Source organism: Emticicia sp. 21SJ11W-3, assembly GCF_024138715.1.
Lineage (GTDB): Bacteria > Bacteroidota > Bacteroidia > Cytophagales > Spirosomataceae > Emticicia > Emticicia fluvialis.
This window is the reverse complement of sequence record NZ_CP092074.1, coordinates 21177-46205: the sequence shown is the minus strand read 5'-3', so window position 1 is coordinate 46205 and position 25029 is coordinate 21177. Positions and strand designations below refer to the sequence as shown.

Genomic DNA, 25029 nt, shown 5'->3' with positions numbered 1-25029 from the left:
ATGCCTTATCATCCTGATATATATCATCGTCGTTCGATTCGTTTACAGGGTTATGATTATTCAAAAGAAGGTCTTTATTTCATAACAATCTGCACGAAAGAAAGGCTCTGTATCTTTGGTGAAATCAGAGAAAACCAAATGATATTGAATGAATTAGGAAAGGTTGCCCATAAATGTTGGATGGGCATACCGGGTCATTTTCCTGATGTCTTTCTGCATGAATTTATCATTATGCCTAATCATATGCATGGCATTATTGAATTACGACCTGATTATATAAAACCATCCGACAATGTAGGGGTTCAAAATTTTGAACCCCTACTACCGAAAATCAACCAATATCAGAAAATTATACCACGTTCTATTGGCTCAATTGTCAGAGGGTTTAAAATCGGCGTAACAAAATGGTATAGAGAAACCACTCTTTCTCAAAATCAAATCTGGCAAAGAAATTATCATGAACATATCATACGAAACGAAGAGTCTTATAATACCATTTCTCACTACATCCACAATAATCCAAAAAATTGGAAAGCAGATAAATTTTATATCTGATATATTTGCAAAAGGTATGTGTCTGTAGGGGTTCAAAATTTTGAACCCCCATCGCAAGAACCACCCCTATGACAAATTAACCAAGCCGTTATTATGATATTAAGCGATATCCTATATAAAGTTTCTCTGTTAGCTGTTTCGGGCAAAACAGATATTGAAATAAAAAACATTGTCTTTGATTCCCGTCAGGTACAAAGCGGAAGCCTTTTTGTTGCCATTGGTGGCACACAGGTTGACGGCCATAATTTCATACAGAAAGCCATTGAACTGGGGGCTTCTGCCATTATCTGTGAGCGCCTGCCAGAGGTTTTAAATGAAGAAATCTGCTATCTGCAGGTAGAAAATTCAGCCCGCACCATGGGTCTGGTGGCAGCCAATTTTTATGGCAACCCATCTAAAAAACTAAAGCTGGTGGGTGTTACAGGCACCAACGGTAAAACCTCAACAGTTACATTGTTATTCCGTTTGTTCCGTAAACTGGGGTATCGCTGCGGCTTGCTGTCTACCGTTCAGAATCAGATAGATGATGATATCATTCCGTCTACCCATACCACGCCCGATTCGGTAAAAATCAATGAATTGCTACTGGAAATGGTTCAGAAAGGTGTGCGCTATTGTTTCATGGAGGTTAGCTCGCACTCGGTTGTGCAAGAGCGTATTGCAGGACTTCATTTTGCAGGAGGCATATTTACAAACATTACCCACGACCACCTTGATTTCCACGAAACTTTTGATAATTACATAAAAGCCAAAAAAGGCTTTTTCGATCAGCTTCCGGCGTCGGCTTTTGCTTTGGTAAATACCGACGACAAGAACGGCAAAATAATGATTCAGAATACAGCCGCCCGCAAGGAGACTTATTCATTAAAGAATATCGGCAGTTTTAAAGGCAAGATTCTGGCTTGCGGGTTGTTTGGCTTGCAGATGGATATTGACGGGCGAGAAGTATGGTTTAAGTTAATAGGTGCATTTAATGCCTACAATCTGCTGGGTGTATTTGGCGCAGCTGTTTTACTGGGCGAAAATCCGGACGAGGTACTGATGCAACTTTCAGACATCAAACCACCCTCTGGCAGGTTTGAGCAGGTAGTATCGCAAAACCATATTGTAGGTATAGTTGATTACGCTCATACCCCCGATGCCCTGAAAAATGTACTGGAAACCATTGTTGATTTACAGGAAGGCAACCAACAGATTATTACAGTGGTGGGTTGTGGCGGAAACAGAGATGCTACCAAGCGCCCCATTATGGCCGAAATAGCCAGTCGCCTCAGCAATAGAGTTATACTTACTTCTGACAACCCAAGAAATGAAGACCCTTTTGCTATTCTTGGGCAAATGGAGGGCGGTGTGCCTGTGATTTATGTCAACAAAGTACAAACCATAGAAGACCGCAGAGAGGCCATATTTGAAGCCGTGAGAATAGCCCGTCCGCAGGATATTATCTTAGTAGCTGGCAAAGGGCATGAAACGTATCAGGACATTAAGGGCGTGAAGCATCACTTTGATGACAAAGAAGTGCTGCAGGAGGCCTTTAAAGAGATTTGGGAGAAACAATAATAATACGCCCCTAAACAATTCTTACCTGGTTTAGGGGCGTTTATCCTATTTTGTCAATCTAAAAACAGTCAACCTGTTTCAGGATATTAAGATTTTTTAGGCGCCGGCTTTTTGGTGGTTGCTGCCGGTTTTGGTGCAGAAACTGCCGGCTTCGGTTTTGGCGGAGGCGTTGAACCCAGTTTTAGCAAAATGGCATCAGACAGGTTATCTCGGTCGTTGTCGTTAGCAAAAAGCAATATAGGTGTCGACTCCCTGTTGGAACCGTCTACATTTCTTCTGAAAACAAATTTATAACCTTTTTCGGCAGCTACTTTCTTGGTAGTAGCATCTACCTTGTCGCGAATCTCTTTGTATTTTGTCTGAATCAGGTTTTGCAATTCTGCTTCAGCACTGGACTGATATTCATCTGCCACTTTTTTCAGATCCTGTACTTCTTTCAGGGCTGCATTTAACGATTCAGTGGTAACATTGCTTATATCTTTTAAAGACTGCTGATAAAGCGCGTATTTCTCTTGATAAACCTTGGCTTTTGCTTCAAACTGCTTTGAAAACTCTTCTCTTTTAGCCGCTACTTCGTTCTGCAGATCTTTTATATCTTTCAGATTTACCATCACGTAGTCATCATACACATAACCAATTTTAGGGAGCTGAGCGAATGATACCTGACTAACCAAAGCAGCAATAAGAACAAGAAATAACTTTTTCATTGGGGGTGTTTACGTAATTTTTTATCAAAACTAACTAATATTTCTGATGAAAAAAAGAGTGCGCCACATAAGGCTTATGTGACGCACTTGCTTATAAGAAACACTTCTGCTTATATTCTTTTCAGAATCTCCTCTCCTATTGCGTCGGTTCCCAGAATCATTTCTTTTGGTGTTGAAGCATCGGCGATGTCTCCGGTACGGAAGCCCGCCTTCAACGTCTGCTCAACTGCAGAAATGATGGCTTCGCTTTCGGCTTTCAGACCAAACGAGATATCTAACATCAGAGCTGCCGACAAAACAGAGGCCATAGGGTTAGCCAGACCTTTACCAGTAATATCATGCGCCGAACCGTGGATTGGCTCATAAACACCGGTACTGTCACCAATTGAGGCTGAAGCCAACATTCCCATTGAACCGGCAATCTGTGAGGCTTCGTCAGTCAGGATATCGCCAAAAAGATTAGCTGTAACTACTACGTCAAACTGTCTTGGGTTCTTGATTAGTAACATAGCAGCCGAATCTACAAACTGGTGCTCAACTGTTACTTCAGGATATTCTTTTGCTACTTTCTGCACTACTTCTCTCCACAAACGGCTGGTTTCCAACACATTGGCTTTGTCAACAGACATCACTTTCTTACCGCGTGTCATGGCTGCATCAAAGGCCTTACGGGCTATGCGCTCAACTTCATAACGGCTATACTCGGCAATGTCATAAGCGGTATCGCCATCGTTTTTACGGCCTTTTTCTCCGAAATAAATATCGCCTGTCAGTTCTCGGAAAAACAGGATGTCTGAACCCTTCAGAATCTCCGGTTTGATGCTTGAGGCCCCCAAGAGTTCATCAAACAACTTAATTGGGCGCAGGTTGGCATACAAACCTAACTCCTTACGCATTTTTAGAAGACCTTGCTCCGGACGCACTTTGGCCGATGGGTCGTTGTCATATTTCGGGTGGCCTACTGCTCCGAAAAGAACGGCGTCAGAGGCACGCATTTTCACAAGGGTTTCTTCCGGTAGCGGGTCTCCGGTAGCTTCTATGGCTACGTGTCCAATCAGGGCTTCGTCATAAGTAAACTCATGACCGAATTTCTGCGCTATTTTTTCTACTACTTTTTTTCCGACGGCTGTTACTTCCTGCCCGATTCCGTCTCCGGGAACAACTAAAATATGTTTTTTCATTTATTTTTGATTATTTATTCTTGTTACTCTTGCCACAAAGTACACAATTAAGACACAATGTTTCACAATATTACCCTTTGAATACCCTCTTTCATTGACATTACATTAAAGTTTAATACAAATCCCAAGCGTTTATTTGTCATTTTTAAATAACTCAATACCTGTGCTTTCCATATTGGGTTAACTAAATCAACTGCTTTAACTTCTACTATAATTGTATTTTCTACCAAAATATCTATTCTGAGGCCTTCCTCAAAAACAAGTTCATCATACTTTACAGGAACTATTACCTGTCTCTCTGCTTTTAATCTCATTTTCTGAAGTTCATAAGTCAGGCAGATTTCATATATTTTTTCCAATAAGCCTGGGCCAAGCGAAGAATGAACTTTATAGGCAGCACTTATTATCTTTCTACCAATTTCTTCAATACTTGCTGGTAGTGGCTGGTACTCTTTCATAAAAATTGTGAAACATTGTGTCTTAATTGTGTACATCGTGGCAAAAATGCTTATTAAAACTGTATCAGATTCAACATTTTCTGAGTTGCTTTAATGGCAGATACCGTCTGGTCAGAATCAAGGCCACGCGTTTTAAATTCCTTGTTGTTATGTTCCCAGGTAATTATTGTTTCACAAAGTGCATCTGTTTTTCCACCGGGTGGAATCCGAACGGTATAATCCGTCAGCATCGGAAGCAATATTTTCTTTTTATCATAAATCTTCTTTAAAGCATTCATGAAAGCATCATACTGCCCATCCCCCTGCGCGTTTTCCTCAAATACAACTCCGTCAATTTTAACCTGTAAAGTGGTAGACGGCCGTAGGTTTCTTGAATGGGTCAAAACATAATTCATTACCTCTACTCTTTCAACAATAGCATTAGAATCAATAACATCAGAGATAATATACGGTAGGTCTTCTCTGGTAACTACCTCCTTCTTATCCCCCAGTTCAATTATACGTTGCGTTACTTTCTTTAAATCAGCCTGCGACAATTTGATGCCCAGCTCCTGCAGATTCTTTTCAATATTAGCCTTGCCCGAAGTTTTGCCCAGCGCATATTTCCGCTGCCGACCAAAACGCTCCGGCATCAGATCGTTGAAATACAGATTGTTTTTATTGTCGCCGTCGGCATGTATGCCAGCCGTTTGCGTAAACACGTTTTCTCCTACAACAGGCTTATTGACTGGTACAAGAAAACCTGAAAACGTTTCAACAATTTTACTTACTGAATACAATGACTCTTCTACAACTGATGTTTTTACATCCGGAAAAAAGTCGTTCAGCACTGCAATGGTACTGGCCAGCGGCGCATTACCTGCACGCTCACCCATACCGTTTACGGTCAGGTGCAGGCCTTTGGCTCCTGCACGCACGGCTTCCATGACATTGGCTACGCTGAGGTCGTAGTCGTTATGGGCATGAAAATCGAAGTGATGATTGGGGTAACGCTCAACAATGGCATGTATAAAGTCGTACGACTCCTTAGGGGTTAGTACCCCCAGGGTATCTGGCAGTAGCACTCTTTCGATGGGCTGCCTGGTTATAAAATCCAGGTATTGAAACACATACTCACGAGAATTTCTCATGCCGTTGCTCCAGTCTTCCAGGTATACATTACATTTAATACCTTTCGATTGCGCCAGCGCAATTACCTGAGCTATTTCGTCGAAATGCTGTTCGGGAGTTTTCTTTAACTGATGGGTAAGGTGATTCAGAGAGCCTTTGGTGAGCAGGTTCATCACTCTGGCTCCGGCTTCAAGCATCCAGTTAACAGATGTCTCTCCGTCAACAAACGTCAATACCTCTATTTTTTCGAGAAACCCGTTTTCTGCTGCCCAGGATGTAATTTTCTTCACGGCCTCAAACTCACCGTCAGACACCCTCGCAGAAGCAACCTCCAGTCGGTCAACTTTTACTTCTGTTAATAGTAACTGGGCAATGGTTAGTTTTTCGGTAGAAGAAAAAGACACTCCGCTGGTTTGTTCACCATCGCGGAGTGTTGTATCCATTATTTCTATATAGTTCATTATGCTGTTGCTTAAAGCAGTGGTTTTGTTGTCTCCGGTAAAAGGGGTAGCTGATTAATAGAGACTCTTTTCAGCAAATGATTTTATTTCCTCTTTCATGGCTTGCAGATAATCAATGTCATCGTAGCCGTTTATCAGGTTATCTTTCTTATATCCGTTAATGGCAAAACTTTCTTTCTCGCCGGTTGATACAATAGTAATGGTTTGCTCTGGCAGGCTCACTTCCAGCTCTGCTTCAGGGTCGGCCTCGATGGCCAGAAAGATTTTATCCAGAAACTCCGGACTTACCTGTACAGGTAGAATACCTACGTTGATAGAGTTACCTTTAAAGATATCGGCAAAGAAGCTTGATACCACACAACGGAAGCCGTAGTCATAAATAGCCCAGGCGGCGTGTTCGCGACTGGAGCCACTACCAAAGTTACGGCCACCTACCAGAATCTTGCCTGAATAAATTGGGTTGTTGAGTACAAAATCCGGTTTCGGAGAATCGTCTGAATTATAGCGCCAGTCTCTGAACAGGTTGTCGCCAAAGCCTTCGCGCTTGGTTGCTTTCAAGAAACGGGCAGGTATTATCTGGTCAGTATCCACGTTCTCGATAGGCATGGGTACAGCGGTACTTTTTAGTACTGTAAATTTATCGTAAGCCATTTGTCGTAATATTTTTAAAGTCAGACAATTGTTCGACTTATCTGACACCTTTGTTTTTGTTTAGATTAATTCTCTTGGGTCGGTTACTTTTCCGGTTACGGCTGCTGCTGCTGCTACTAATGGGCTGGCCAATAGTGTACGCGCACCCGGCCCCTGACGACCTTCGAAGTTACGGTTAGAGGTAGACACGGCATACTTACCTGCCGGAATCTTGTCATCGTTCATGGCCAGACATGCCGAGCAACCCGGTTGGCGCAATTCGAACCCGGCTTCATTCAACACATCCAGAATACCCTCTTCCTTGATCTGAGACTCAACCACATGAGAGCCAGGCACCAACCATGCCGTTACGTTGTCTGCTTTCTTGCGGCCTTTTACAATAGAAGCAAAAGCGCGGAAGTCTTCAATACGGCCATTGGTACAGCTGCCTAAGAAAACGTAGTCAATAGGTTTGCCTATTATCTGCTCGTTTTCTGCAAAGCCCATATAACCCAATGATTTTTTGTAGCTGGCTTCGCCGTCTTTTACCTGACTGGCCATTGGGATATTCTGAGAAATACCTGTACCCAAACCCGGGTTTGTACCGTAGGTTATCTGCGGCTCAATATCGGCAGCATCAAATGTATATTCTAAATCAAAAACGGTGCCTTCGTCAGTTGGCAGGGTTTTCCAGTAGGCAAGGGCTTTGTCCCATGCTTCTCCTTTTGGTGCCATCTCTTTGCCTTTCAGGTAAGCAAAGGTAGTTTCGTCAGGAGCAATGATACCCCCTCTGGCCCCCATCTCGATAGACATATTACAAACCGTCATGCGGCCTTCCATACTCATATTTCTGAAAACATCTCCGGCATACTCTACAAAATATCCGGTTGCTCCCGCTGCAGTTAATTGAGCAATAATATAAAGCGTTACGTCTTTAGGCATAACGGCAGGCCCCAATTTACCATTGATGTTTACACGCATCTTTTTAGGTTTAGGCTGCATAATACATTGCGAAGAAAGCACCATCTCAACCTCAGAGGTACCGATACCAAAAGCAATGGCACCAAATGCTCCGTGGGTAGACGTGTGCGAGTCGCCACAAACGATAGTCATACCCGGTAAAGTAATACCATTTTCAGGCCCTACTACGTGCACAATACCGTTCTTCTGATGGCCCAAACCCCAGTGTGATATGCCATATTTGGCCGTATTTGTTTCAAGGGCTTTCAACTGATTGGCAGAGAGCGGGTCTGAAACTGGCAGGTGTTGGTTAATGGTAGGTGTATTATGGTCGGCAGTAGCAAAGGTACGATTCGGGAATAGTACGTTGATTCCTCTGGTTTCCAGACCTAAGAAAGCCACCGGGCTTGTTACTTCATGAATAAAGTGACGGTCGATAAAGAACACATCCGGGCCGTCTTCGATTTTACGAACAACGTGCGCATCCCATACTTTGTCGAATAGTGATTTTGGTGTTGACATTTTATATTTAAGCGTTTTATTTCTGTGATTCACTTGTCAGGATTTCCTGACTCGTCTATTAAGTTTTCTGTTTGCTCTCCAAATAGCTTATCATTTTCCCAGGTTAATGGGTTATTGATAATATATTGGCTAATCGCGTTAAAATCCTTATCGTCTCTAATGATATTGTCCCAGAAACGGCTTTGCCATTCAAAATCAGGTACAATCGGGTGAATATGTTTTGTGCAAATTGATTTATAAGAACCAATAATTGATGAAACTGTATTTTTACCCTGATTTCTGAACCGTAATTGGGCATGAGTTTTATCATTTGATAATTCACCGTTCTGTGTAGAGACAGGGCAATGCCCTGTCTCTACCTCAATATTGGATTCACTATTAATATTAGTCTTATCAAAAATCAAAATGCCATGAATATGATTGGGCATTACAACGAAATCACCTAAGGTAACGAATGGAAAATGTTTGGGGATTTCATGCCAAAAACCTTGTACGATAGCCCCTGCCGTAGATAATTTCATTATCCCTTCTTTACAATCACCCAGAAAATACTGACGATTTTTAGTACAAACAGTAATAAAATAGATTCCATTAGACCCGTAATCCCAATGTGGGTGCCGAGCAGACGGAATACGATATTTGTTCTGAAACTTATCTGACGACATTTCTCTAATTTAACAATACAAATTTGAGTATAATAACTCAATGCGGATTAACGAAATACGACCAAAAAATAATGTTTTTGGCTCATTGGTTTTTCTTGGGCGTAAAACCGTATTTTTCTTTGTAGGCTTTAATGAAATGCGAAACGCTCTCGTAGCCAATTTCGAGGCTGATTTCGGAGACGTTCTTTGGGGTATTTTGAAGAAGAAATGAGGCGTATTCTAAGCGCCTGTTTTTTATCCAGGCAGCAGGCGAGGTATGAAATTGTTGTTCGAAATCACGCTTGAAAACCGACAGACTGCGGCCGGATATCCGCGCTAATTCACTAATAGAAAGGGGTTTAAGATAATAGTTTTCGAGCAGATAGGCCAGGTCTATTTTCTGACCCTGATAAATTTTGAAGAGTGTTGACTGGAACTGACCCGTCTGGTCCAATTCAAGCAGGTGTAACATCAACTCATTGAATTTCAGTTTCAGAAACTGATTGAGCAGATTGGTACGGGCACTAAAAAAAGGGATGAGCGAATCGACAAACTTATCAAAGTTCTCGTTGCTTTCAAGGCTCAGTATTTGTTCAAATGCCCCGTCGGGCGAATCTTCAAAGAGCGAAAGATTTTGCCCTACAAACTCTTTCAGCAGGTTTTCGGGAAAGAAAAAAACAAGGCTGCGGTAGTTGCTGTCGATAGACTCGTTCATGGAGTAGCAACCCCGTTGAAAGAAAAGAATCTGCCCTTTTTGTACGTGGATGTCTTGTGTGGGAGAAATAAATTTCTTTTCGCCTTCCAGCACATACACAATGGCGTGTTCTTCAAAGAAAATCTCATTGCGCGACGGATAGACATTGTTACGATAAGCAACGAAGGTCATTTCCTGAATCTTGAGCAATTCAAACTCATTGGCGCTTATGGAAGACGGTACCCTGAGCATTGCCTATTTCTTGTTATCACCTCTCATTTTCTGTAAGGCTTTATTAGAGAAAACAAACTCTTCCAGTTCTGGGGTAGTCACATCAAGAATGGTCTGGCTGCTGCCCTCCCATATTTTTTTTCCTTGGTACAAAAACATAATGTAGTCACCTATCGAGAGAACCGAGTTCATATCGTGTGTAATAACAACTGTGGTTGTGTTATATTCCTGAGTTATTTCATGAATAAGCTCATCTATCTTGATTGAGGTAAGTGGGTCAAGGCCAGAGTTGGGCTCATCACAAAACAGGTATTTCGGGTTCATTACAATGGCTCTGGCTATACCTACCCTTTTTTTCATCCCGCCCGATATCTCTGATGGCATGCGGTTGCCTGTTCCTTCCAGCCCTACTCTTTGCAAACAAAACTCTACCCGGTCTTTTTTCTCTGCTTCCGGCATTTCGGTAAGCATATCTAAAGGAAACTGTATGTTCTGATGCACGGTTTGCGAATCAAAAAGCGCCCCACCCTGAAAAAGTACGCCCATTTCGCGGCGGATATCCTTCTTGTCTTCCTCTTCTCCCAGATAAAAATCACGGCCATCATAAAGCGTTAAGCCGCCTTCCGGCCGCACCAGGTCTAGCATACATTTTAACAATACGCTTTTTCCTGTACCGCTTGCCCCGATAACCAGACTTATCTTTCCTTTTTTAAAAACACCACTTACATTATCTAAAACCTTGCGGTCGTTGAAAGACTTCGAAATGTTTTTTATTTCTATCATATAATTTCAATCCTGAAAAGAACGCTGTGAAGAGTAATGAAAAAACCGGGTTTGCCGGGTATCAGGTCAATAATTCAGCCAACAGGTAGTCGGCAATTAAAACAGCTATACAACTATTGGTTACGGCCGATGTACTTGCCTGCCCTACTTCTAAAGCCCCGCCCCGGGTGTAATATCCTTTAAAAGCAGAGATGGTAGAAATAAGAAACCCAAAAACAAAGGCTTTAATAATGGCAATAAAAACATTGAACGGAACAAACGAATATCTGATACCATAGATATAATCTTCGGGGGTAATAATGCCTGTTAGTGTTCCGGCAAGGTAGCCGCCCAGAATACCCAGAAAACCTGAAAGAATAGCCAACAACGGAAACGTAAACATAGAAGCCAGTAATTTAGGCAGCACCAGGTAAGACGCAGAGTTGATTCCCATTACCTCCAGTGCGTCTATCTGCTCGGTTATTTTCATGGTTCCCAGCTCACCAGCAATGTTAGACCCTATTTTACCTGCAAGCACCACACACATAAAAGTAGATGAGAGCTCCAGGAGGGTCATGTCGCGCACAATATTACTTACTACATATACCGGTATTAAAGGGCTTACCAGGTTGGCTCTTGTCTGCACGCAGGTAACGGCGCCAATAAATACAGCCACAATGGAAACAATGAGAACTGAACTGACACCAATAGCCAGACACTCGTCTATAAACCGATTCCAGTAAACTTTGAAAGTTTCTCTACGGCTAAATAGTTTCCCCAGAAATATTAAATATTCTCCTACAGTTCTTAACATGCTTTTTAACGATATTTGCAAAGATAACGAATAGTTTAATAACGCATTTTAGATAAGAAAGTTTATATTCAAAAACCAGAGCCATACCATAAAACAATTAAAAGAGCTGAACATGAGCAAAAAACTGATAGTAGTTTCAGGCGGTAGCCGCGGAATCGGTCGGGCCATTATTGAAATCTTCGCCCAAAACGGCTTTGATGTACTGGCCTCGGCCCGAAAAGAGGCTGATTTAAAAGAGCTGCAAAACCATATAACCACCCAATATAAAGTAAACTGTTTTATTTATGCCGCCGACCTGGCCATAAAACAAGAGGTAGCGGGGCTGGTGGGGTTTATTCAGTCGCTCAACAGGCCGGTAGATGTGCTTGTAAATAATGCAGGGAGTTTTATTCCGGGGAATATCCACGAAGAGCAGGATGGCGTGCTTGAAAGCCTGATAGAAACAAACCTTTACAGCGCGTATTACCTGACCCGCGGACTAATCAAAGGCATGATTGCCCAAAAAAGCGGGTATATATTTAATATGTGTTCGGTTGCCAGCCTGATGGCCTACCCTAAAGGTGGGTCTTATAGTATTTCAAAATTTGCCCTGCTGGGTTTCAGCAAAGGCTTGCGCGAAGAAATGAAACCCTATCAAGTAAAAGTAACATCTATTATGCCTGGTGCGGTACTAACAGACAGCTGGGCGGGTGCAGACATACCAGCCGAAAGGTTTATGCAACCGGCTGATATAGCCAAGACCGTCTGGACTGCCTACAGCCTGTCTGACGGAGCTGTGATTGAAGAAATTGTACTGCGCCCACAAAAGGGCGATTTGTAAAATACACTTTTACAGGAAACAATAAAGCCGGCTTTTAATGGGCCGGCTTTATTGTTATTATAAATTACTCAGAAAGACTATTCTCTCAGGAAAGGATAATCAGATTGTACGTAAATATCATCAAATGCGGTTTCTGCTTTAGGGAACGGCGATTCTTCTGCAAATTTTACCGACTCCTCTACTTTCGCTTTCACTCGTAAATCTATTTCTTCCAATTCTGCTTCTGTAGCTATACCGTTGGTTAAGATACGGTCGCGGCAAAGTTCTAACGGGTCGCGGCGTTTCCATTCTTCCACTTCATCCTTGGTACGGTATTTCTGAGGGTCTGACATTGAGTGACCACGGAAACGATAGGTTTTGAACTCAAGGAAAGTAGGGCCTTCTCCTGCTCTGGCGCGGTCGGCAGCACGTTTTACTGCTTCGTGTACCATTTCAACATCCATCGCGTCTACCGGTTCTGCAGGCATATCATACGCCTCACCAATGGTGTATAGTTCTCTTACGTTTGAGGTACGCTCTACCGACGTACCCATGGCATAGCCGTTGTTTTCAACTACAAATATTACGGGTAATTTCCAGGTCATTGCCATGTTGAACGCCTCGTGCAACGCCCCCTGACGCACAGCGCCATCGCCAAAATAACACATACAAAGGTTTTGCGTACCTTTATATTTTTCGGCAAATGCTATACCTGCACCTAACGGAATCTGCGCCCCTACAATACCATGCCCGCCAATAAAGTTTACTTCTTTATCAAAAATGTGCATTGAGCCCCCTTTACCTTTGGTTGTACCGGTTTCTTTTCCGTACAACTCTGCCATAATTCTGTTGGGGTCAGTACCCAGCGCCAACGGATGGCCGTGGTCTCTGTAGGCGGTAATCCATTTGTCATCTTTGGTTAATGCCGAAACAGCTCCTGAAGAACAAGCCTCCTGGCCTATATATAAATGACAAAATCCACGAATCTTTTGCTGCCCATACAACTGGCCGGCCTTTTCTTCAAATTTTCTTTGAAGAAACATAGACTCGTACCAATACATATATGTTTCTTTAGAATACTTTACTTTTGGTGCTTTTTCTTTGGTAGCTGCCATCTCTGATTCTTTTATAATTAAACGTCATTTTGCTTAGACGAAGCAAATTTATGAATTAAATCATTATCGACGAAAAATATTGAGATAATCTGTTCATTTAAATAGCCAACCGGGGGGAATTATCACCTAATTCTCCGTCAACCCATGTCTTATAAAACACAAAAAAGCCTCTGAGTTAACTCAGAGGCCTATCGCAATCAACTAAGAGATAACTATACTTTAATCTCAACGTCAACACCACTTGGTAGTTCCAGTTTCATCAACGCGTCAACAGTTTTCGGGCTGGCCGAGTAAATGTCGATCAAACGTTTGTAAGTACATAACTGGAATTGCTCACGTGATTTTTTGTTAACGTGCGGAGAACGCAATACAGTGAAGATTTCTTTGCGAGTAGGCAACGGAATTGGTCCGCTAACAACGGCTCCTGTAGATTTTACAGCCTTCACAATTCTCTCTGCCGATTTGTCCACTAAGTTGTGGTCAAACGACTTTAATTTGATTCTGATTTTTTGTGACATTGGTTCAAAAATTTTAAGATGAACCCCTCCGAAAGAACCATTTGCTTCAGAAAGGGCATAAAAAAACGTCGTTTTTTACAACGCGGGTGCAAAAATACGTAAAAACTTGGTACTTATAAAGTTATAAGCGAAAAATTAATAAAAAACATAGAAGCAAAACCACCTAACCCAACTTTACGAGGCTACATTTTTATGATTGTCAATACTGAAATACTTTACCTCGGCATTTACCTGTTCCAGAATTTTCCGGGTTCGTTCAGGCCGGGCATCCGTAATAAAAACCTGCCCGAAAATACCATGATTAATGCTCTCTATCAGGCTGTGAATCCGGCGGTCGTCTAGCTTATCAAAAATATCGTCCAGCAGCAGTATGGGCTTTAGCTCTTTCAGTATCTCTATCATTTCAAACTGCGCCAGCCGTAGCGCCATTACAAAAGATTTCTGTTGCCCCTGCGAGCCAAACTTCTTAATGGGGTAAGTGTCTATCTCAAAAACATAATCATCTTTATGTATGCCTTTGGTAGTGCGTTGCGCCCTTATGTCCGTCTGGCGATTCTGGCGGAACTCCTGCGTAAAATTATCAACGGCTACTTCAGACTCATACACTATTTCTACCTCTTCCCTACCCTCACTTATTAAGGCATAATGCTTTTTAAACACCGGCAGAAAAGTTTCCATAAACTCTTTCCTTTGTTTATGAAGCCTAACGGCCAGTTTTACTAGTGGGTCAGAGTAGGTATCCAGTAAATCATGGTCCATATAATTACGCTCGGCAAAGATTTTCAACAAGCTGTTTCTTTGCTCAAGAATACGGTTATACTGCTGGTAGTCAGTCAGGTATTCGCTATCCATCTGCGACAGCACCCCGTCAAAAAACCTTCGTCTTTCTTCACTGCCCTCTTTAATAAGTTCGGTATCATCCGGGGCAATCAATACTACCGGAAACTGACCTATGTGGTCGGCAATACGTTCGTAGGGTTTCTTTTCATACATCATTATTTTACGCTGCCCCCGCTGAATAGTACAGGTAATCTGATGAGTATGGCTGTTTTTACTAAAAACACCGTCAATCATCATGTAGTCGGCATCATGATTAATGCTGAACACATCCTGGTGGTGCATGGCACTTTTGCTCAGTGCCAGAAAATAAACAGCATCAAGCAGATTTGTTTTCCCACTCCCGTTCTCACCCACTATACAATTTACCTGCGGCGAGAAAGTAAATGTGGCTTCTTCGTAATTCTTAAAATTAGATAGATAGATTTTCTCTAAAAACATTCTGCTGACTTCGATAACAATATCCTCACTACCCAAAACGGGTATCTACTTACCAATCTGTAATACGAAATTACAGATATTTCCTGAAAATTTAGTTTATTTGTATGCGTTGTTGCATTTAACCTATCTATTTATGAACAAAAATCTACTATTGTATTTTATTGCTGCTGTTGCCGCTACCGGCGGGCTTCTTTTTGGTTTTGACACCGGTGTTATTAACGTGGCTCTCCCCACATTGCGGGCACAATTTAACCCAAGCCCTGAAACAGAAAGCCGGATAGTGAGCGCAGTTCTGGCCGGTGGTATGCTGGGGCCTTTTCTCAGCGGCCCCCTGACCGACATACTGGGCCGAAAAAAGATTAACATCGTGGCATCGTTGATTTTCGTAGTTGGCTCTATTATTACTGCCATGGCGCCAAGCACTCTGTTCCTCATTATCGGCCGTTTATTTCTGGGGCTTGCCATAGGTATTGTGGCCTCAACAGTACCTATGTATCTGGCAGAGATTGCCCCTACCCACATGAGAGGCCAGCTGGTAACGTTTTTTCAATTGGCTATTACCCTGGGTATATTGTTATCTTATGTGGTGGGTTTCTTTTTTGCCGAGCAGGCCGACGGCTGGCGGAATATGTTCTGGGCGGGGTTTGTGCCGGCTGCCATTTTGTTTCTGGGCATGCTTTTTGTGCCCGAAAGCCCACGCTGGCTTATTAGCAAGGGCCGCGACGCCGAGGCACTGGCTGTACTGAACCGCCTGCGCGAACCTGAACAGGCCACACAAGAGCTTACCCAAACCAAAAGAATAGTAGAAAACGAAAAACATAACAAAGCCGACTGGAAAATGCTGTTCAGCAAGCGCCTGCGTATTCCTTTATTTATTGCGGTGGGTATTTTCTTTATACAACAGTTTTCGGGTATTAATGCTATCATTTATTTTTCGACAGATATTTTCAAAAACGTATTTCCGGAGGGCAACACAGCAGCACTGGCCACAGTGGGCGTGGGTGTAACCAACTCAATAGCTACCGTGTTTGCTATTATGTTTCTTGATAAATGGGGGCGTAAACCATTACTTTATACAGGGCTTATAGGCACGGCTATTTGCTTATCTACGGTAGGGCTGGCTTTTTTTATGAAAGACTCGCTTGATGCAGGCTTGCAGCAATTCATGCTGGTAGGTGGTATTTATACTTATATTGTTTTCTTTGCTATCAGCCTGGGGCCATTAGGCTGGCTGCTGATTTCCGAGATTTATCCACTGAAAATCAGAGGCTTTGCATCAAGTATGGGTAGCTTTAATCACTGGGTTTTTGACTTTTGTGTAGCTTACACCTTCCCTATTATGGCGGCTACTTCGCTGGGTACCAATGGCGGCATATTTGGTATTTATACCATTGTAGTGCTGCTGGGCTTGCTTTTTGCCAAGTTTGTGGTTTTTGAAACCAAAGGTATGAGCCTGGAAGACATTGAAGATAAATGGAAGTAAATATACGCCTGTAACTTTTTTACGTTATATTTTAATTGCGCTTTAATCTGACCTATCCGGTATGGTTTTTGGGGCAATGCGACCGATTCCCGGGGGGTTTAACAAGACAAATTATTGAATTTTTACTACGAACCGTTTTTTAAATTTGCAAGTGTACCCATTTAGGATTCGGTATGTTATCTAAAAAAAATACAAAATCATTGCCCAAGATTTTGCTTTTAAAAACTAGAAGCATTAATTTTGCGTCCCAAAACGAGATGTTATCGTTTTTACGCGCAACATCTTGCTTTCAAACTATCTAAATTTTAAAATACTCCATAAATGGCTAATATTGGTAAAATCTCACAGATTATCGGACCCGTGGTTGACGTGAGTTTTGAGGGAAAAGGTTCGTTTATCCCCCCTATTCTTGATGCGTTGTCGGTAGAAAAGGCGAATGGTCAAAAAGTAATCCTGGAAGTACAACAACACCTTGGCGAAGACCGCGTACGTACCATTGCAATGGACGGAACCGAAGGTTTGCAACGTGGTATGGCTGTAACGCACCTGGGTTCTCCGATTACCATGCCAACTGGCGATGCCATCAAAGGTCGTTTGTTCAATGTGGTTGGTGAGGCTATCGACGGCTTGGAGCAGGTTACTACTCCGGGTATGTCTATTCACCGTTCTGCACCTAAATTTGAAGAATTAGCAACAGCAACTGAGGTTCTTTTTACTGGTATTAAAGTAATTGATCTGCTTGCTCCATACGTAAAAGGTGGTAAAATCGGTTTGTTTGGTGGTGCGGGTGTAGGTAAAACCGTATTGATTCAGGAGTTGATTAACAATATTGCCAAAGCTTATGCCGGTCTGTCGGTATTTGCCGGTGTAGGTGAGCGTACCCGTGAAGGAAATGACCTTCTTCGTGAGATGATTGAGTCTGGTATCGTAAAATACGGTGAGGCTTTCAAACACTCAATGGAAGAAGGTGGCTGGGACCTGAGCGTAGTTGATAAAGAAGCCTTGAAAGAATCTCAGGCAACCTTTATCTTCGGTCAGATGAACGAGCCTCCGGGAGCACGTGCACGTGTTGCCTTGTCTGGTCTTACTGTTGCTGAGCACTTCCGCGATGGCGACGGCGAAGGCAAAGGTCGTGATATCCTTTTCTTTATTGATAACATTTTCCGCTTTACACAGGCCGGTTCTGAGGTATCAGCACTTTTGGGTCGTATGCCTTCAGCGGTAGGTTATCAGCCAACTCTGGCAACAGAGATGGGTAATATGCAAGAGCGTATTGCTTCAACCAAACGTGGTTCTATTACTTCAGTACAAGCGGTTTATGTACCTGCCGATGACTTGACTGACCCTGCTCCTGCCACAACATTTACCCACTTGGATGCTACCACGGTATTGAGCCGTAAAATTGCCGAGCTAGGTATCTATCCTGCGGTAGACCCTCTTGATTCTTCTTCACGTATTCTTTCTGCCGCTGTATTGGGCGATGCGCACTACAACACTGCTCAACGTGTAAAAAACATTTTGCAACGTTATAAAGAACTACAGGATATCATCGCAATCCTTGGTCTGGAAGAGTTGTCAGAAGAAGACAAACTGGTTGTATCTCGTGCGCGTCGTGTGCAACGTTTCTTGTCACAACCGTTCTTCGTGGCTGAACAGTTTACAGGTTTAAAAGGGGTATTGGTTGATATCAACGATACCATCAAAGGCTTTAACCAGATTATGGATGGCGCCTATGACAACCTTCCTGAAGCCGCTTTCAACCTTGTTGGAACCATTGAAGATGCCGTTGCGAAAGGTGAAAGATTAATTGCAGAAGCGAACAAACAATAACAATGAACTTAGAAATAATTACCCCCGATAAAAAAGTATATACTGGCGAAGTAAACGCTGTTTCTTTCCCTGGTAGCGAAGGTCGTTTTCAGGTTTTGAAAGACCATGCTCCGCTTGTCAGTACACTTGCCAAAGGTGATTTGGTGATCGAAGCAAATGGTAAAAAAGAAACATTTGTGGTAGATGGTGGCGTGGTAGAAGTAGTAAAAAACAAAATTCTGGTACTTGCTGAAGCAGTAGCTTAATTTTTCAGATATGCTTGAAAGAGGCCTGGACATCCAGGCCTCTTTTGTTTTTTAGCAGATTGTGAGTACTTTTACCGTGAAAGTTTAGTGATTTAGTAAATGAGCAATTGCGTGATTTGTCATTCTCACATCAGGAATCAGAGAATACGTATCTTAGGTGTTGGTTGCCAAAATTACACGCATGTGTAAAATTTAGCACAATTATTTTCTATTAAAGATTGGGGTTAATAGCTGTAGAGTGGTGTAATCATACATTCACTAAATCACTCACTCACCAAATTCTTCAATATGCTCATAGATAACCACGGCAGGCCTATCAATTATCTGAGGCTGGCAGTTACAGACCGCTGTAACCTGCGTTGCTTTTATTGTATGCCTGAAGAAGGCATACAGTATCTGCCTAAACCTCATTTGTTGAGCTATGAAGAAATGCTACGGCTGGTGGGTATTCTGGCAGAAATGGGCATCAGTAAAGTGCGTATTACAGGTGGTGAACCTTTTCTGAGAAGAGACCTTATGCCGTTTCTATGGAAGTTGTCTGAGATTGAAGGAATCAATAAAATCAATATTACTACTAATGGTGTGCTAACGGCTCCGTTAGTACCTGAACTAAAAAAACTGGGTGTCAATTCGGTTAATCTGAGCCTGGACTCGCTTGACCGCCAACGGTTTTTTGAAATTACACGCCGCGACGAATTTACTAAAGTGTGGCAGACGCTGGAGGCTCTTCTGGAGCATGAGATTCCGGTAAAAATTAATACAGTGGTAATGTCTGGCAAAAATGATGAGGATATTCTATCAATGGTTGAGCTGGCACGAAACAAAAGTGTATCTGTCAGGTTTATTGAAGAAATGCCCTTTAATGGAGCCGGGCTGCGCCCTGAACAGATTCAGGATTTCTGGAGTTATGGAAAAATAATGGATTTAATCCGATTGGCACATCCTGACATATACCGGATGGCTGACGAACCGAACTCAACCTCATACAATTACCGGATTCCGAACTTTAAAGGATCCATTGGTGTTATTGCTGCTTTCAGCCGTACTTTTTGCGGCACCTGTAATCGTATCAGGGTAACTCCTACCGGGGTATTTAAAACCTGCCTGTATGACGATGGCGTTTTTAACGTACGAGATATGATGCGGCAGAAACTTTCTGACAGTGAAATGAAGTTATTAATCAGTGAAGTGCTACAGAAGCGGGCTGCTGATGGCTTTGAAGCAGAAAAGAACAGGAAAAGCCTGGTGTCTGAATCAATGACCACCATTGGAGGATAAAATATTCAGTTTTATAATTATTAATTTTTTAAACGGGTCGCCGTAACGATAACTATTATGTTAAAGGCAGAAATGATTACCGATAAGGGTACTATGCTTATCGAATTTTACGAAGAAGATGCTCCTATTGCAGTTAATAATTTTGTAACGCTTGCAAAGAAAGGATTTTACGATGGTCTGAAATTCCACCGTGTTATTCCTGATTTCATGATTCAGGGCGGTGACCCAACCGGCACAGGTGCAGGTGGCCCCGGTTATACCATTCAATGCGAGTTGACCGGTAATAACCAGTATCACGACAAAGGCGTACTTTCAATGGCGCACAGAGGCCGTAACACGGGCGGTTCGCAATTCTTTATTTGCCACAACCGTTCTAACACGCAACACCTTGACCGTAACCATACCTGCTTCGGCAAAGTAGTTGATGGCCTTGAAGTAATTGATGCGATTCGCCAGGGAGATAAAATCCAGAAAATCAACATTACCGAAACAGAAGCTTAAGTTATAAATTTTTTGTTAAAAACTGCTCGTTCTGTAATATTTCCGGGCAGTTTTTTGTTTACCATACAAAGCAAGTACCAACAACAAACACCCTATGCAAGAAAGTAACACATTGATTGGATTTCTACTGACCGCCTTTCTGGCAGGTTTCGCATCAATATTCATGCCGTGTATATATCCAATAATGCCAATGACCGTCAGCTTTTTTACCAAGCAGTCGCAAGGTACTGGTAAGGCCACATTCTATGGTTTATCTATCATGTTTGTATTTGCCATTATCGGCCTGGTAGCTACCCTATTTGGCGCCCCGTTTCTGAATTTCATTAGCACACACTGGGTACCAAATCTGATATTCTTTGTCATATTTGTTATTTTCGGCATTTCGTTATTAGGGGCGTTTGAAATTGTATTGCCTCACGGCATGGTGAACAACATAGACCGGATGTCTGAAAAAGGTGGTTTGCTGGGTATATTCTTTATGGCTTTAACACTAGTGGTGGTTTCTTTCTCGTGTACAGCTCCGTTTGTTGGTTCTTTATTGATACTTGCAGCCAAAGGCGAAGTGTGGCGCCCTTTGTGGGGTATGCTGGCTTTTGGTTTACCTTTCGGTTTGGTCTTTACTTCTCTGGCGCTGTTTCCGCAATGGTTGAAAAGCCTGCCGAAGTCTGGCGGCTGGATGAACGAAATGAAGGCCGTTTTCGGTATTCTTGAATTTGCACTGGCCTTGAAATTCCTGTCGAATATTGATTTAACCTACCATTTCAATCTGATATCGCGCAATCTGTTCCTTATTGTCTGGATTATCATTTTCATTGCCATAGGCCTTTATATATTAGGTGTTATCCGCTTGCCTAAAGATAGCAAGGTTGGCAAGTATAGTTTTCAGCGTGTGGGCTTTGCCATTCTGTTTTTTGCATTTGCGGCCTACATGGTGCCTGGTGTTGTAAAAGGAAAAGAACTAAGCCTGTTGTCTGGCCTTTTGCCTCCTAAAACGTTAAACACTGCCCCTATTGATGGTTCAAAGCTGCGTGCCCTACCGCATGACTTACAGGGCTTCTATGATTATGACGATGCCCTAGCCTATGCCAAAGAAGTAAACAAACCACTGTTTATTGACTTTACCGGCTATGCCTGCGCCAACTGCCGTAAGATGGAAGAAAACGTATGGCCAAAGCCGGAGGTATTAGAAAGACTAAAAAATGAGTTTGTGATAGCATCTTTATATGTAGACGATAAAAAGGCGCTGCCTAAAGAAAAACAATATACCTCTAAATATGACGAGGAACTGAAAGAAACAATTGGTGATAAAAATATGGATCTTGAAATTGTGAAATACAATAACAATGCGCAGCCGTATTATGTAATTGAAGACACCAACGGAAAACTGATTGTGAAACAACCGATAGGCTATAGTTCTACTGCAGACTTCATTAAGTTTTTAGACGAAGGAATTAACAATTTCAAGAAATAAGGTCATCTGTTTGCACATTGAACAAATGTGCAACTTCAGCCTCTACAAATTTAGCCTTGTGGCGAATGGCTCTTTTCAGCATTCGCATGTATTCTGCCTTACTGATTTCTATGGCGCCGAAACGCTTCACGTTGTCGTTGATAAACTGTGTGTCAAGCAATTCGAAATCCTGTTTTTTGAGTAGCTCCATCAAGGCATGAAAAGCAACCTTTGATGCATTTGGCTCGGTATAAAACATTGATTCACCAAAAAAAGCAGCACCTATCGCTACGCCATATACGCCCCCTACCAGTTGCTCACCCAGATATGCTTCAACACTATGGGCAAAGCCCATCTGATGCAGGTTTGTATAGGCATTGATGATTTCTTCTGAAATCCAGGTGTCGTCAGAATCCCGGCGCGGCTGAGAGCAAGCCACCATTACTGCCCTGAAATTGTAGTTGATACGAATCTCAAAAATCTGCTTATTAAGAAAAGGCCTGAGCGATTTAGCGGGTTTATAGGTGTCTATCGGAATAATGGCCCGAGGGTCTGGTGAATACCAGTAAAGTGTGCCGTCGGAGTCGGCCATCGGAAAAATACCATTTATATACCCATAAATAAGATCGTCAGCAGAAAGTGGACTCATTGAGTTTTTTGAAATACACTAAGCAAATATAGAAACAAAATCGAAACCAGCAACAACGCTTTCATTCTTGCCTAGTTCTTTTTCAACCTCGGCGACTCAAAAACTACCTTGCCGCGTTCGTCATATTCTCTGATTACGTAAGATTCAAACGTCGTATCGAAACAGTCTCTACCATATTGTACTTCCTTTTTACGACGATTACCCGTTGGATAATACTCTACCCACTGCCCTACTTTCACGCTATCATCCATCATTCCCTGTTCAGCCAATGTTCCGTTTTCATTGAAAAGAAAATACTCGCCGCTCACTTTATTGTAGTTTACTGGTATTACCTCTTTTATCTTCTGCTGCGAGCCATCATAGTAACTGATGCGGGCGTCTCGGGCAAACCCTCTTTCATAATACTCTTTATTAACCAGATTATTGTTTTTGTCATACAACTCCCACCGGCCGTGCTTTGTACCCATATAGTACCAGCCTTCTTCTACCAGTAAATCGCCCTGGTATCTTTTGTAAGGCCCGTGCATGAGGTCGTTTTTGGTTTTGTCACGACCTAAACCCTCCACTATGCGATTGGCTTTGTGGTCAAACCAATACAAATGCCGGCTATAATTGTCTGGCTGTTTATATTCCTGCAAAGTATAAAACTCTATATAAGTTGGTGAGCTGCTACTCCCCTGGCTGATGGTCTGCTTCTTCACTTTTATGCCTTCGTAATCGCGGCCGTTAAACTCTCTTCTGTAGCTTTTCAGTTCTTTTTTAAGCTTTTTAACACCCTTAGATATTTTCAGGCCCAGGTCTGGCAAGGTTTCGGTAGCTAGTTTACGGGCATCTTCAGCATTTGAGATACTGAAATTGGCAGCTGGTAAAGCTGCACTCTGGGTGCCCAACGCAGAGGTTGCTCCAGCCGAACCGGATACACCTCCGGAAACCTTAGGGCCGCTTATTTCAACAGCATCTTTTATTATGTCTTTTGCCGATCTCCTTTTTGCTGTGGGTACAGCACCGGGTGTCTGCGCTGCTGCGTCAAGACCCATAAGCATACCGGCACAAACTATAATAAGGGGTAGAAATCTCATTTTATAAACACTTTTATACTTCTTTATAGAAACGAATGCTTCAAAGAAAAATTTTATTGCCACTAATAAGGCCACAGTAAAATTAACAGGTTTGTTAACGCGTTCAACCAAAACACAAAAAAAAGCAGAAGCACATGCCTCTGCTTTTTATCACTACACTTACCTAAACCCTAAAACTCCATGGGAACACTAACACTAGTGGTATCCCAGGCGATGGTTAAAACCTTATCATCAGTAGTGATTGTTAGCTTTTCTACCGGTTGCGACAATGCTTTTACGGGTACTGTTACTTCTACTACGTTCTTGTCTTTGATTTTGTCGTAGCCATAAGCACCCCATTGTTTCAACTCACTATTCAATATGATTGTCCACTCTTTTTCTCCTAATTTAGAAAAAAGTGTATATGTTCCTGCTTTTACTGGTTTACCTCCAAATTTTACATTTTTATGAAACGTAATCTCGGTTGCTTCATCTGCTCCTGTTCTCCATATTGTTCCGAATTTCTCAAGACCGCCAAAAATGGTACGTCCTTTTTTTGATGGTTGGCCATAAGTAACTTTTACATTTTTACTTTCTGCCGTAACATGTGGGCTGGCTCTTTTTTCCTGAGCAAAAACAAGAGAGGTGATACTAAACAAAAAAGATAATAAGAATACTGATTTTTTCATGGTTAATAAAATAGTTATGGTATATGGGTATTAACGCAAAAACACCTGGTTTAGTTTAACAATATTTTGAAATTATTCTTTCGTTTTCTCGGCAAATATCTTAGCCATTTCACGCGGATTTGTGGGTGTTGCATTAATTATATCCGACTCCACCAGCCCGTCTCTTAAACGCACAATGCGGTGCGCATATTTGGCAATGTCTTCTTCGTGGGTTACCATTACAATGGTGTTTCCCTTTGAATAGAGTTGGTCAAACAATTCCATAATTTCGTAAGACGTCTTGGTATCAAGGTTACCGGTAGGCTCATCGGCCAGCAATATACTGGGGTCGTTTACAAGCGCCCGGGCAATGGCCACACGCTGGCGCTGCCCACCAGACAACTCATTAGGTTTATGGTGCGCCCGGTTCTCAAGACCTACGTTTTTTAACGTCTGCATGGCCTTTTCTGTCCGCTGCGACTTCGTATAGCCAGCATAAATCAGCGGTAGGGCCACATTTTCTAAAGCAGATTGACGAGGCAAAAGGTTGAACGTCTGGAAAACGAAGCCAATCTCTTTGTTTCTGACCTCGGCCAGTTCGTTCTCACTCATGCGGCTTACATCATGATTATTCAACACATAACGGCCGGCTGTTGGCGAATCGAGACAACCTATAATATTCATCAACGTAGACTTACCGGAGCCTGACGGCCCCATAAACGCTACATATTCTCCTCTTTCTACAGAAATGGTAACCGACTTCAGGGCATCGATTATTTCGCTACCCATAATGTAGCGTTTAGAAATATTGGTAGTCTCAATTATTTTCATTTGCAATTATGAATGAGTGAGTTCGGGCTAATAAGAG

General features: G+C 42.3%; 26 protein-coding genes. 9 read left to right on the top strand and 17 right to left on the bottom strand.

Annotation, left to right across the window (positions count from 1 at the left end; all coding sequences use genetic code 11):
* Both MB380_RS00200 and MB380_RS00195 read left to right on the top strand, forming a co-directional pair.
* The gene (locus MB380_RS00200; protein ID WP_253531857.1) at window positions 1–555 is read left to right on the top strand and encodes a transposase; all 555 of its coding nucleotides are present in this window, start codon (window positions 1–3) and stop codon (window positions 553–555) included.
* A 93-nt stretch (window positions 556–648) separates the two neighbouring features.
* Window positions 649–2115 (top strand): UDP-N-acetylmuramoyl-L-alanyl-D-glutamate--2,6-diaminopimelate ligase, encoded by a 1467-nt coding sequence (locus tag MB380_RS00195; protein WP_253531855.1) that lies wholly within the window; start codon window positions 649–651, stop codon window positions 2113–2115.
* A gap of 86 nt (window positions 2116–2201) precedes the next feature.
* Here MB380_RS00195 and MB380_RS00190 read toward each other — a convergent pair whose 3' ends face one another.
* From MB380_RS00190 to MB380_RS00145, 10 genes are all read right to left on the bottom strand, one after another.
* Window positions 2202–2822, bottom strand: coding sequence for an OmpH family outer membrane protein (locus tag MB380_RS00190; RefSeq protein ID WP_253531853.1), 621 nt, complete (start codon window positions 2820–2822; stop codon window positions 2202–2204).
* A gap of 110 nt (window positions 2823–2932) precedes the next feature.
* Window positions 2933–4003 (bottom strand): 3-isopropylmalate dehydrogenase, encoded by a 1071-nt coding sequence (leuB, locus tag MB380_RS00185; RefSeq protein ID WP_101724944.1) that lies wholly within the window; start codon window positions 4001–4003, stop codon window positions 2933–2935.
* Between the two features lie 62 nt (window positions 4004–4065).
* The gene (locus MB380_RS00180; RefSeq protein WP_253531851.1) at window positions 4066–4461 is read right to left on the bottom strand and encodes a GxxExxY protein; all 396 of its coding nucleotides are present in this window, start codon (window positions 4459–4461) and stop codon (window positions 4066–4068) included.
* Between the two features lie 53 nt (window positions 4462–4514).
* Window positions 4515–6032: an alpha-isopropylmalate synthase regulatory domain-containing protein gene (locus MB380_RS00175; RefSeq protein ID WP_253531849.1), complete on the bottom strand. Its 1518-nt coding sequence runs from the start codon at window positions 6030–6032 to the stop codon at window positions 4515–4517.
* Between the two features lie 54 nt (window positions 6033–6086).
* A complete protein-coding gene (gene leuD / locus MB380_RS00170) occupies window positions 6087–6683 on the bottom strand; it encodes a 3-isopropylmalate dehydratase small subunit (RefSeq protein WP_253531847.1) in 597 nt (198 codons plus the stop codon).
* Window positions 6684–6743: 60 nt separating this feature from the next.
* A complete protein-coding gene (gene leuC, locus MB380_RS00165; protein ID WP_253531845.1) occupies window positions 6744–8144 on the bottom strand; it encodes a 3-isopropylmalate dehydratase large subunit in 1401 nt (466 codons plus the stop codon).
* Window positions 8145–8173: 29 nt separating this feature from the next.
* On the bottom strand, window positions 8174–8809 hold the full coding sequence (locus MB380_RS00160; protein WP_253531843.1) for a transposase: 636 nt from the start codon (window positions 8807–8809) through the stop codon (window positions 8174–8176).
* A gap of 82 nt (window positions 8810–8891) precedes the next feature.
* The gene (locus tag MB380_RS00155) at window positions 8892–9734 is read right to left on the bottom strand and encodes a helix-turn-helix transcriptional regulator (RefSeq protein WP_253531841.1); all 843 of its coding nucleotides are present in this window, start codon (window positions 9732–9734) and stop codon (window positions 8892–8894) included.
* A 3-nt stretch (window positions 9735–9737) separates the two neighbouring features.
* Window positions 9738–10496: an ABC transporter ATP-binding protein gene (locus MB380_RS00150; protein ID WP_253531839.1), complete on the bottom strand. Its 759-nt coding sequence runs from the start codon at window positions 10494–10496 to the stop codon at window positions 9738–9740.
* 61 nt (window positions 10497–10557) lie between these two features.
* Window positions 10558–11289, bottom strand: coding sequence for an ABC transporter permease (locus MB380_RS00145; protein ID WP_101724938.1), 732 nt, complete (start codon window positions 11287–11289; stop codon window positions 10558–10560).
* Between the two features lie 112 nt (window positions 11290–11401).
* On the opposite strand from MB380_RS00145, the gene MB380_RS00140 reads away from it, so the two are divergent.
* Window positions 11402–12109 (top strand): SDR family oxidoreductase, encoded by a 708-nt coding sequence (locus MB380_RS00140; RefSeq protein WP_253531838.1) that lies wholly within the window; start codon window positions 11402–11404, stop codon window positions 12107–12109.
* A gap of 77 nt (window positions 12110–12186) precedes the next feature.
* Here MB380_RS00140 and pdhA read toward each other — a convergent pair whose 3' ends face one another.
* The 3 genes from pdhA to recF all read right to left on the bottom strand — a co-directional run bounded on the left by pdhA (window position 12187) and on the right by recF (window position 14999).
* The gene (gene pdhA, locus MB380_RS00135) at window positions 12187–13203 is read right to left on the bottom strand and encodes a pyruvate dehydrogenase (acetyl-transferring) E1 component subunit alpha (protein ID WP_101724936.1); all 1017 of its coding nucleotides are present in this window, start codon (window positions 13201–13203) and stop codon (window positions 12187–12189) included.
* Window positions 13204–13415: 212 nt separating this feature from the next.
* Window positions 13416–13721 (bottom strand): 30S ribosomal protein S10, encoded by a 306-nt coding sequence (rpsJ, locus tag MB380_RS00130; RefSeq protein WP_101724935.1) that lies wholly within the window; start codon window positions 13719–13721, stop codon window positions 13416–13418.
* A 174-nt stretch (window positions 13722–13895) separates the two neighbouring features.
* Entirely contained in the window at window positions 13896–14999 is a 1104-nt protein-coding gene (gene recF, locus MB380_RS00125; RefSeq protein ID WP_253531824.1) for a DNA replication/repair protein RecF, read from the bottom strand.
* Between the two features lie 133 nt (window positions 15000–15132).
* Here recF and MB380_RS00120 point away from each other — a divergent pair, with 133 nt between their 5' ends.
* From MB380_RS00120 to MB380_RS00095, 6 genes are all read left to right on the top strand, one after another.
* Window positions 15133–16482, top strand: a complete 1350-nt coding sequence (locus tag MB380_RS00120; protein WP_253531822.1) for a sugar porter family MFS transporter — start codon at window positions 15133–15135, stop codon at window positions 16480–16482.
* A gap of 321 nt (window positions 16483–16803) precedes the next feature.
* Entirely contained in the window at window positions 16804–18312 is a 1509-nt protein-coding gene (gene atpD / locus MB380_RS00115; protein WP_253531820.1) for a F0F1 ATP synthase subunit beta, read from the top strand.
* Between the two features lie 2 nt (window positions 18313–18314).
* On the top strand, window positions 18315–18557 hold the full coding sequence (gene atpC / locus MB380_RS00110; RefSeq protein ID WP_101724931.1) for an ATP synthase F1 subunit epsilon: 243 nt from the start codon (window positions 18315–18317) through the stop codon (window positions 18555–18557).
* 288 nt (window positions 18558–18845) lie between these two features.
* The gene (gene moaA / locus MB380_RS00105; RefSeq protein ID WP_253531818.1) at window positions 18846–19835 is read left to right on the top strand and encodes a GTP 3',8-cyclase MoaA; all 990 of its coding nucleotides are present in this window, start codon (window positions 18846–18848) and stop codon (window positions 19833–19835) included.
* 57 nt (window positions 19836–19892) lie between these two features.
* The gene (locus MB380_RS00100) at window positions 19893–20336 is read left to right on the top strand and encodes a peptidylprolyl isomerase (RefSeq protein WP_253531816.1); all 444 of its coding nucleotides are present in this window, start codon (window positions 19893–19895) and stop codon (window positions 20334–20336) included.
* Window positions 20337–20526: 190 nt separating this feature from the next.
* Window positions 20527–21807 carry a protein-disulfide reductase DsbD gene (locus MB380_RS00095; RefSeq protein ID WP_253531814.1) on the top strand — a complete coding sequence of 427 codons (1281 nt, stop codon included), beginning with the start codon at window positions 20527–20529 and terminating at the stop codon, window positions 21805–21807.
* On the opposite strand, the gene aat is transcribed toward MB380_RS00095, so the two are convergent.
* The 4 genes from aat to MB380_RS00075 all read right to left on the bottom strand — a co-directional run bounded on the left by aat (window position 21797) and on the right by MB380_RS00075 (window position 24992).
* The gene (aat, locus tag MB380_RS00090) at window positions 21797–22435 is read right to left on the bottom strand and encodes a leucyl/phenylalanyl-tRNA--protein transferase (protein ID WP_253531813.1); all 639 of its coding nucleotides are present in this window, start codon (window positions 22433–22435) and stop codon (window positions 21797–21799) included. The two genes, MB380_RS00095 and aat, sit on opposite strands and share 11 nt — an antisense overlap.
* A gap of 71 nt (window positions 22436–22506) precedes the next feature.
* The gene (locus tag MB380_RS00085) at window positions 22507–23514 is read right to left on the bottom strand and encodes a toxin-antitoxin system YwqK family antitoxin (protein ID WP_253531811.1); all 1008 of its coding nucleotides are present in this window, start codon (window positions 23512–23514) and stop codon (window positions 22507–22509) included.
* A 170-nt stretch (window positions 23515–23684) separates the two neighbouring features.
* Complete coding sequence (locus MB380_RS00080) at window positions 23685–24182, bottom strand: DUF2911 domain-containing protein (RefSeq protein ID WP_101724925.1); 498 nt, start codon at window positions 24180–24182, stop codon at window positions 23685–23687.
* 72 nt (window positions 24183–24254) lie between these two features.
* Window positions 24255–24992: an ABC transporter ATP-binding protein gene (locus MB380_RS00075; protein ID WP_101724924.1), complete on the bottom strand. Its 738-nt coding sequence runs from the start codon at window positions 24990–24992 to the stop codon at window positions 24255–24257.
* Window positions 24993–25029: the final 37 nt, after the last annotated feature.